Raw genomic sequence first — 9,869 nt, forward strand, 5'->3', positions numbered from 1 at the left:
AAATATCCTTACTGCTGCGCTCGGTGGTATAGCTCTCCAGCGCACCACTGAGTGCAAAAATAAAGATCAGCATGGCTCCTTCATTCCAGTAGCCAATAGCCGCAGCTCCTAAAGACGCAGCGATCATAAGTAAATTAACATCCAAATCATGTTCCCGGATCAGGGTTTCAATCCCTTCCTTGGCTTTGGACCAGCCTCCAAGGGCATAAGACACTACATAGAGAATGACGGATAGCCATTGCCACCAATGTGACACCCCCCATGCCATCAGCATTAGCATTCCACTGCCTAGAGCAGCTTGCATCTCCTTATTTTTCAGCATGCTTTTAAACTGAAATTGCGGTTTGCGATTCGGACCAGGCCGTCCGCTGCCACTGTTTTTTGTGAGTGCCCGGTTAGAGGGAGACAATGTATCTTGTAGTCGTTGAACTGCTTGCATCATGTCACGTTCCTTTCCTTTTTTAGTCTTTGTACTTGAATTTCATTGAGAATGATATCCATTGTTAAGTGCCTTAAAATAGCACATGCTGCTACGGGAAGCCCGAAGCAGCATGTTTGGCAATGAGAATGATAATCATTTTTGCATATATACAATTATTTTGGTTTAGAGAAACTTTTGTTTTATTATATACCCTTTCTTTTCCGCTTGTAAACTGGCAATCCCCTAAAATAAAAAAATACCCGCGCAAACAACGCGGGTACCTCTACATTTCAAAGCACTCAACCACTTGAATTCAGATTACCTTCAGGCTAAAGCGGAAACTTCCACGCATGGGTATGTGTGGTCCCTGCAATATGTTGTTGGTTGGTTTGCTGTTGCAGTCTCCAACGGGCAGCGGCAAGGCGTATAGCTGGAATTGCAGGGTCTGAACAAATGACGCCCGTCAGCTCATTTTCCCAGATCCTAATGCCGTCTAGAGACGGGTGAATTTCATCTATCGCCACCCATACAGGAAGCTCAGGCTTTATACGCCGAACAGCTTCCACTATGTGTTTTATCGTATCATTAGCACTCTCATGCCCATGAGTAGAGGCTGGAATTAACTGTTCGCCAGCTTCGCTACCATGGGAAGCTGGCGATGTTATGACTTCTAAAATGACCGTGTCGGCAAAACGCGCCAAATCTGCGGCCTGAGCCGCCTGCTTGGTCTGCCATGTGCTCACCTCGGATATGTTATCGGCATTGGCCGACTTCCCTGACTGTGCAGATTGTTCATTCCATATTTGGCCTGCATTAGGCACCAAATTTGTATCCACCGTCATAAGCACGCCTACCCGATATGGAACGCACCGCAGACGGCCGCACAACGTTTGCTCGGCCACGCCGTCAATCCAGTCTCGGATGGTCTGGAACTGGTTTGCGTCAGCCGGATTGCGCACCATAATCTCCAGCCGTGGTTCCCCTCCCTGTCGCATGCTTCGCAACGCTGCACGCAGCAGGGCCTCCAACTGCATATCTTGCAGGCTTCCGATGCCCACTGCATTGTTCTGCTCAGTCAAAGCTATAGTCAACGGCAATCCGTCCAGCAACTCAAACAAACCTTCGTACTCTGTTTCCAGCAGTCCAATGATCCGTCGGGACAGGTGTTCACATACTCCAGGCAAACCCGATGCTTTATTAAATGTTGTGTACGTTTCGGATGCACGGGAACCGGGGATAAGAATGGGATCAGGCTTCCCGTCAGGAGCATAAACCTTTTGTCCCGACTCCGCCACGTCCAGATAGGCATAGCATAATTCCCTCACGCGGCCGGATGCTTGCGACAAGGGACCATGTAGGAGACTATAACCATCAAGACTGCCTATTTCTGAGGCTTCCTCTGTACTTTTACGACTTATACGTGCAGGGGCGTCAGCATAAAGCCGTATGAAGGTGTGCCTGTATTCATCGCTCCATTGCAGTAATGTGCCCATGGCCTGCCCCATATCGTTGCCGTGATTCAACATCGATTCTCCAAGTAATTCCGGGCTTACAGCCAGCAAGGCCTCCGCTCGACTGATGGCCCCCTGCTCAGCTAAACCAACCAGCCAGCCCAATGGATCTTCCTCCTGTGCAGCAGATACTTGCTGGCTTCCTGCTCTTAGCGTCTCCATAGCCAATCTCCGTGCAGCAGACTCCATATCTGGCTCTGGAACGTTGCAATCCCGGCTGTTTATGCTACCCAACAGCTCTGCGAATACATGCATCAGTTTAGCCTCCATGCTTATTAATCCATCCTTTCTTTCGTCAGGAAGTTGGCACCCGGAATTCGAGTCCCCCTCCAATTCAAGAAAACGCTTACTCATTACTGAACAACTGAATGTTACATGGACTTTACTTGTAAAGTCCCTACCTTAAACGTATTAGGCCCTCCCCATATTTATACATCTCTGTACAACTCCTATGTATGCCGAAATAAATCGCTACACTGCCGATCGCACACATGTCTATACAAAAAAGTCAGCTATAAAAAACACCCCCTTTTTCATAGGATGCTACATCCAATGTTAACGGGGGTGTTTCCTGTTTATTTGTCAGAACCAACCTTTAGCACACGCATCACATTTAATACGGCTAATAGTGTTACACCTACATCAGAGAATACAGCCTCCCACATGGTAGCAATACCAAATGCGCCTAATGTGAGAAATACAGCTTTGACACCTAGCGCAAATATAATGTTTTGCCATACGATACGGCGCGTGCGTTGGGCAATATGAATCGCCGTCACCAGCCTTGAAGGCTCATCGTTCATGATTACGATATCTGCTGCCTCAATCGCTGCATCTGAGCCCAAACCGCCCATCGCTACACCGACATCTGCCAAAGCAAGCACAGGCGTATCATTAATTCCATCGCCTACAAACAGAATCTTATCGCTCGTTTTTTTACTTGCAGACAACTGCTCAATGGCTTCGGCTTTATGCTGAGGCAACAGCTCTGCCCGTACTTCATCCAGACCTAGCTGACGTCCTACAGCCTCGGCAACTGTCCGATTGTCGCCTGTTAGCATGATGGTTTTTACCACCCCTAGCTTTTTCAGGGAAGCAATCGTCTTGGCCGCGTCTTCCTTGACCTCATCCGATATCAGAATACACCCGGCATACGTTCCATCTACAGCCACATGTACAACCGTTCCTTCATCCAGTGATCCTGCTTGCTGCCCTGCATTCAAAGCAACATGCTCCCGTTCCATCAGCTTAGCGTTTCCAGCCAATACTAGACGCCCATCTATTTGGGCCTGAATCCCGTGGCCGGATATTTCGCTATATTGCTGAACTCGCTCCGGTTGAAGTTCATGACCATAAGCTTCCCGCAGGGACGCAGCGATAGGATGCGTGGAGTGCATCTCAGCCAATGCAGCGGTCTCCAGCAGGCTTTCCTTGGTAAAAGATTCGGCAGGATAAATTCCTGTCACGTGGAAAACACCTTTGGTGAGCGTACCTGTTTTATCAAAAACAGCGTATTTCACATGATTCAGAGCTTCAAGGTAATTCCCGCCCTTGATCAGCACACCTGAACGGGAGGCAGCCCCGATCCCGCCGAAGAAGCCCAGTGGAATAGACACTACCAGCGCACACGGACAAGAAATAACAAGGAAAACAAGCGCACGATATAACCAATCTGCAAACAGTGCACCCGGCATAACAAGCGGGGGAACAACTGCCAGCAGCAACGCTACAATAACCACTACAGGGGTATAATACCGAGAAAATTTTGTGATAAACTTTTCCGTCGGTGCTTTTTTGGCACTCGCATTTTGCACCAGTTCCAGAATTTTAGAGACGGCGGATTCACTAAATTCTTTGCTGACCTCTACCGTCAGAAGTCCATTCGTATTCACAAATCCACTCATCACGCTGCTTCCCGGCTCAACGGTACGAGGCACAGATTCACCGGTCAACGCCGAGGTATCGACATGCGACTTGCCTTCTACAACCTTACCATCCAGCGGAATTTTCTCCCCCGGCTTGATCACGATCAGATCTCCGACGCGAACCTCCTCTGGGGAAACCTTCCGTACGGACTCAGCGGTCTTCAAGTTGGCATAGTCCGGTCTAATATCCATCAAATCACTGATGGACTTGCGTGAACGGTTAACTGCAATACCCTGGAATAGCTCTCCAATTTGATAAAAGAACATGACAGCCACGCCTTCGGGATATTCCCCAATAGCAAATGCGCCTACAGTAGCCAGCGTCATCAGGAAGTACTCGTCAAAGGCCATTCCACGCACCAAGCTGCGCACAGCCTGCAAGACAACATCACCGCCAACGATGATGTATGCTACTAAAAATAGAGCCAGCTTGCCTACACCTTCGACAGGTAACCACCAGGCGACAGCGGCAATAATCGCACCTATGGACAAACGTGCAATCATACGGCGCATACCGTCCGTACCATGATCATGCGAATGAGAATGAGCATGGTCAGCTTCACCATGATCGTGCACTGCATGGTGATTGTGATGCATGTGAGCATGATTACCATGATCGTGCCCATCGTGCGCGCCGTGTGCTTTATGGCTATGGCCACCATGACTGTGAGCAGCATGCTTTCCGTCATTGTGATTATGTCCTTCATCATCATGCTCATGACCGCACGCGCAGTCCTCTGCGCAGCTTGTTTCTACTGCACCAGCGTCACTTCGACTGTCCTCACGCAAGCGTCCACCAGCATTTTTGGCAACCATCCGAACATGAGGCTCAAGTCTGTTAATCTTCCGTTCTGTTTGGCGGAAAATCTCTTCTTGTTGATCCGAATTTGTGGTCATCGTCAACGTTTTTGTGACAAAATTGACCGAGCAATCCAGGACCCCTTCTATCTTACTGACTCCATTTTCAATCTTTAAAGCACAGTTAGCGCAATCCAAACCTTCCAAAATCCATTCATGTCGTTCATTTCTTTTTAGAGCATCCATAATAATTGGCCTCCAATTAGCTATATATGAGCAACTGTTCATATATTATTTGTTAAGGTCATTATATTCAGGTTTAGGGGTAAAAGTCAATGATAATAGCCCTTTTTAACGATAAAAATCAAAACTCAGAGTCAACACCAAAAGAGCGCCAATTGCTTGGCGCCCTACTTGTTGGTTTGTCAAAAATCATTGATGTGATATGTGCTGATGGGTTTGCAAAAAAATCTGCTCCACATGATTATCATCCAGTGAATAAAACACTGTCTTGCCTTCCTTGCGTCGTTTGACAATACGCAGGTTGCGCAAATAACGAAGCTGGTGGGATACCGCAGATTGCCCCATGTTCAACACCTGTGTTAAATCATGAACACACAGTTCCTTTTGGGCCAGGGCATAAATCAGTTTGATTCGTGTCGGATCACCCAGCGCTTTAAACAGCTCCGACATTTTGTATGCGATGGAATCCTCAACTAGGGAAGATTTTATGCGCTCAATTTCCTGGTCTGAACCGTGACAAGCCGGCTCGCAATCCAAAGCTTCCGTTTCAGAATTCATCCTTTTCACCCCGTGTGTTTCGACTTGATGCTCTTATTATAGCAAATTCGTAGAATTTACGAATAGCTTAAATTACAGCTTGCCCTGTAACTGAAATTTGCTTAATTCAACGTTTTTAATACCTCATCATTGTAAGGAATTATTTCTTTTATCTGTTGATCACGTAGCTTTACCGCAAATGCCGGATCAACCAGCAATGCACGTCCAACTGCAACCAGATCAACTTCCTCTCGTTCTACTAGCTCCACAAGTTGTTCCAATCTGGCCTCTACATTACCGGATTGCTCAGCCTGACGATTATTGTTATTTTCCAAATCACTCAAAAAGGCCTTCTCCAAACCAATCGATCCTACTGTAATAACCGGCTTGCCTGTTATCTTTTTAGTCCAAGCTGCCAGGTTTAGATCTGACCCTTCAAATTCAGGTTCCCAGAAACGACGGCTTGAACAATGGAATACATCCACCCCGGCTTGTACCAATGGAGCAAGGAACTGTTCAAGTTCCTGTGGTGTCTGTGCCAGCTTCTCTCCATAATGGTACATCTTCCACTGGGAGAATCGCAGTACAATTGGAAAATCCGGGCCTACTGCACGGCGACAAGCTTCAATGACCTCGACTGCAAACCGGGTACGCTGAACTAAATCGCCTCCATATTGATCGGTACGCTTATTCGTTTTGTCCCAGAAAAATTGGTCTATCAGATAGCCATGTGCTCCATGAAGCTCAATGCCGTCAAACCCCACTCGCTTGGCATCGGCAGCGGCCTGAGCAAAGGCTGCAATGATATCCGCAATTTCCGCCTCCGTCAATGGCTCAACTACCTTTTCACCAGCGGGAGAAATACCTGAAGGGCCGACAGGCAATGCCTCGGGATTCGGCTGGTTATCCGCACCTATTTTGCGGGCTGTGCCCACATGCCAAAGTTGCGGTATAATTTTGCCGCCTGCTGCATGGACTTCCTCTACTACCTTGGCCCAGCCCTTTAACCCCTCACCATAAAAATTAGGGATGCTTGTGTGTTCCACAGCTGCGGGATGATGAATAGCCGTTCCCTCCGTAATAATCAATCCAACAGCATTTTCCGCTCGGCGCCGATAATATGCGGCAACCTCAGGCCCTGGAATACCTTGAGGAGAAAAATTCCGTGTCATGGGAGCCATAACAATCCGATTGGGAAGAGAGAAGTTACCTAACTTAAAAGGTTTAAACAATATTTCGGTGTTCATGACGTTTTCCTCACTCTCAATGATTATTATTATCTTTTCCACTCTTCTGTTATACAATTCCATTTTACACACTTATAAACTATAGTTCAAGAAGCCACAGTTTAATTTTAGGCAGGCTTTTTACAAAAAAGAAGAAGCGGCCTCAAGCCGCTCCCTCTTATCTAAAACTAGTGTGTTTTTATTAGTGTGCTACCATGTTGTATTCCATAATCCATACAGAACCGCCAACGACAGTCAACAGGATCACTATACCAAAGATCAAAGTCATAACATTCCAACGTGGTCCATTGCTTTCACGGATGTGCATGAAGAAGAATAGCTGAACCAGAAATTGCAGCACTGCCGCGGCTAAAATAACAACCATAGTCGAAGTGCGGCTCAACATATGATTCATCACCACGAAAAGAGGAATGATGGTCAGGACGATGGACAGAATAAACCCGATAACATAGGACTTCACTGAACCGTGAGAATCATCATGACCATGCGAACCTGCTCCTGATTGATGCTGTGCCATCTACATCACCCCCATCAAATAGACAACTGTCAGCAAGAAGATCCAGACAGCGTCCAAAAAGTGCCAGTACAAGCTCAATGCCGAAACTTTACCCTTTGTTTCAGGGATAAGCCCACGTTTTTTCACTTGGAACATGAGTCCAATCATCCATACCAGACCCAAGGAAACGTGAAGTCCGTGTGTACCGACCAGTGTGAAGAATGCCGACAGGAACGCACTGGTTCCGTAATTAGCTCCTTCGTGTACCATTTCAATAAACTCGTAAACTTCAAAACCGATAAAACCAAGACCCAGGATCGCCGTCACGATTAACCAGCTGATTAACCCCTTCATGCTTCCTTTGTTCATAGCCAACACAGCCAGACCACTTGTGAAGCTGCTTGTGAGCAAGAGGAACGTTTCAATAATAACGCCCGTCATGTTAAACAGCTCTGCGCCACCTGGTCCTCCGGCTGTGTTATTCCGAAGGACAACGAAGGTTGCGAACAAGGTACTGAACAGGATAACGTCCGTTACGAGGAAGATCCAAAAACCAAGCATCTTCAATTCTTGCGGATCGTGATGCCCGTGGTCATGATCATGGCTGTGATGTGCTGCAGCTTGTGCCATTATACAGACCCCCTTATTGCCGCTTCCGTGCGTTTTACTTCATCCGCAGGGATATAGTAGTCGCTATCATAGGAGAAGAACGAACGGCAAATCATACAAATTGCCACGCCGATCAGCCCTGGAATATAGAAGAACGACCATCCAAATACGAATCCGAAACCTGCAATGAAAAAGAATACCGACATAATGAATGGAATCGCCGAGTTCTTCGGCATATGAATCGCTTCAATTGGCGGTTGCTTTCTGAAAATACCTTTTGCACGTTTATCTTTTTCTGCCCACCAGTCATCGCGTTCTTCTACTTGCGGAATGGTAGCAAAATTGTATTCGGGTGCAGGTGAAGGAATCGACCATTCGAGCGTATGACCACCCCAAGGGTCGCCAGTTGTATCCTTCAGCTTGCGGTAATTTTTGATACCCAGAAGAATTTGAAGAACCTGGAACAAGAAACCGATCCCCATCAGGAATGCCCCAACAGTTGACACCATGTTAAGCGGCTGCCAGCCAGTATCCCAGCCGTAAGTGCTCAGACGACGTGTCATACCCATCAGACCGAGGGAATATTGCGGAATGAAACATACATAGAAACCAATATTCCAGAACCAGAAAGCCCATTTACCAGGCGTTTCAGGCAATGTGAAACCGAACATTTTAGGCCACCAGTAGTACAGACCTGCCAGGTAACCGAACACTACCCCACCGATCAGAGCGGAGTGAAAGTGAGCGATCAGGAAGTAACTGTTATGGAACTGGAAGTCTGCGGGTGCTACAGACAACATAACGCCTGTCAAACCTGCAATCAGGAAGTTCGGAATAAATGCAATAGACCACATCATCGGAGTTTTAAATTCGAGCTTACCCCGATACATCGTGAACAGCCAGTTAAATACTTTAACCCCTGTCGGTATTGCGATAACCATTGTCGAAATCGCAAAGAATGCATTAACGTCTGCGCCTGATCCCATCGTGAAGAAGTGATGCGCCCACGTGAAGAAGGACAGGATCGCAATAATGAACATGGCGTAAACCATGGATTTGTAACCAAACAATTTCTTTTTGGAGAATACGCTGATGACCTCGGAATAAATACCGAAAGCAGGCAATACTACAATGTATACCTCAGGGTGACCCCACATCCAGATCAAGTTGATATACATCATCGGGTTACCGCCGAAATCAAGGGTAAAGAAGTGTCCCCCTCCGAAGCGGTCAAGGAAGAGCAATGCTAAAGTAACCGTCAGAATCGGGAACGCGAAAATGATAATAACACATGATGAAAATACGGACCACGTAAAGACAGGCATTTTCATCCATGTCATACCAGGTGCACGCATTTTAATAATGGTAACAATAAAGTTGATCCCTGTAGCCAATGAACCTATACCGGAAATCTGAATCCCCCAGATATAGAAGTTCTGACCGACGCCAGGACTAAATTGTAGTTCTGAAAGCGGTGGATAACTCAACCAGCCTGCATCTGGCGAACCGCCGATTACGAAGGACAAGTTGAACAACATCGCACCCATAAAGAAGAGCCAGAAGCTCAATGCGTTCAGGAAAGGAAACGCAACGTCGCGCGCACCAATTTGCAGGGGCACGGCGATATTAAACAAACCAAACATTAACGGCATCGCCATAAACAAGATCATGATTGTGCCGTGAGTGGTGAAAATCTGGTTGTAATGCTCAGGATGCAGGAGTGTCACATCCGGTGTAGCAAGTTGAATACGCATCAATAATGCATCCACGCCTCCGCGGAATAACATCAAGATGGCCGCAAGAATATACATAATACCGACTTTTTTATGGTCAACCGTAGTCAACCAGTTTTTCCAAAGCCAGCCCCATTTTTTGAAATAAGTGAGCACAAACACGATCCCGATCGTTGCTAGTGCGATGGAAACGTCCGCTCCATAGATCATCGGGTCTCCAGTAACGAAGAAAGTGGATGCAAACTCTTTTATTTTGTCAAGCATTGGGGGCCTCCTTCCCTATAATCATTTAATTGTGTCCGCTCATATTCATATGACTCATGTCCATTTCAGCATGCTCTTCTGTGCC

At 46.9% G+C, this 9,869-nt stretch carries 7 protein-coding genes and 1 pseudogene; all 8 read right to left on the bottom strand.

The window, feature by feature from the left end; all coding sequences use genetic code 11:
* A pseudogene (locus tag AC5V8P_RS19210) lies at positions 1 to 439 on the bottom strand (heavy metal translocating P-type ATPase); the annotation flags it as partial.
* Positions 440 to 750: 311 nt separating this feature from the next.
* Positions 751 to 2,202, bottom strand: coding sequence for a hypothetical protein (locus tag AC5V8P_RS19215; RefSeq protein WP_064797235.1), 1,452 nt, complete (start codon positions 2,200 to 2,202; stop codon positions 751 to 753).
* Positions 2,203 to 2,507: 305 nt separating this feature from the next.
* The gene (locus AC5V8P_RS19220) at positions 2,508 to 4,901 is read right to left on the bottom strand and encodes a heavy metal translocating P-type ATPase (RefSeq protein WP_064797236.1); all 2,394 of its coding nucleotides are present in this window, start codon (positions 4,899 to 4,901) and stop codon (positions 2,508 to 2,510) included.
* A gap of 186 nt (positions 4,902 to 5,087) precedes the next feature.
* A complete protein-coding gene (locus tag AC5V8P_RS19225; RefSeq protein ID WP_007432172.1) occupies positions 5,088 to 5,456 on the bottom strand; it encodes an ArsR/SmtB family transcription factor in 369 nt (122 codons plus the stop codon).
* 101 nt (positions 5,457 to 5,557) lie between these two features.
* Positions 5,558 to 6,682, bottom strand: a complete 1,125-nt coding sequence (locus AC5V8P_RS19230) for an NADH:flavin oxidoreductase (RefSeq protein ID WP_064797237.1) — start codon at positions 6,680 to 6,682, stop codon at positions 5,558 to 5,560.
* 181 nt (positions 6,683 to 6,863) lie between these two features.
* A complete protein-coding gene (cyoD, locus tag AC5V8P_RS19235) occupies positions 6,864 to 7,199 on the bottom strand; it encodes a cytochrome o ubiquinol oxidase subunit IV (RefSeq protein WP_063210373.1) in 336 nt (111 codons plus the stop codon).
* Complete coding sequence (gene cyoC / locus AC5V8P_RS19240) at positions 7,200 to 7,808, bottom strand: cytochrome o ubiquinol oxidase subunit III (protein ID WP_063210371.1); 609 nt, start codon at positions 7,806 to 7,808, stop codon at positions 7,200 to 7,202.
* Complete coding sequence (locus AC5V8P_RS19245; protein ID WP_064797238.1) at positions 7,808 to 9,784, bottom strand: cbb3-type cytochrome c oxidase subunit I; 1,977 nt, start codon at positions 9,782 to 9,784, stop codon at positions 7,808 to 7,810. The genes cyoC and AC5V8P_RS19245 overlap by 1 nt, the downstream gene beginning before the upstream one ends.
* Between the last annotated feature and the right edge of the window lie 85 nt (positions 9,785 to 9,869).

Source organism: Paenibacillus sp. N119s (genome assembly GCF_059447605.1).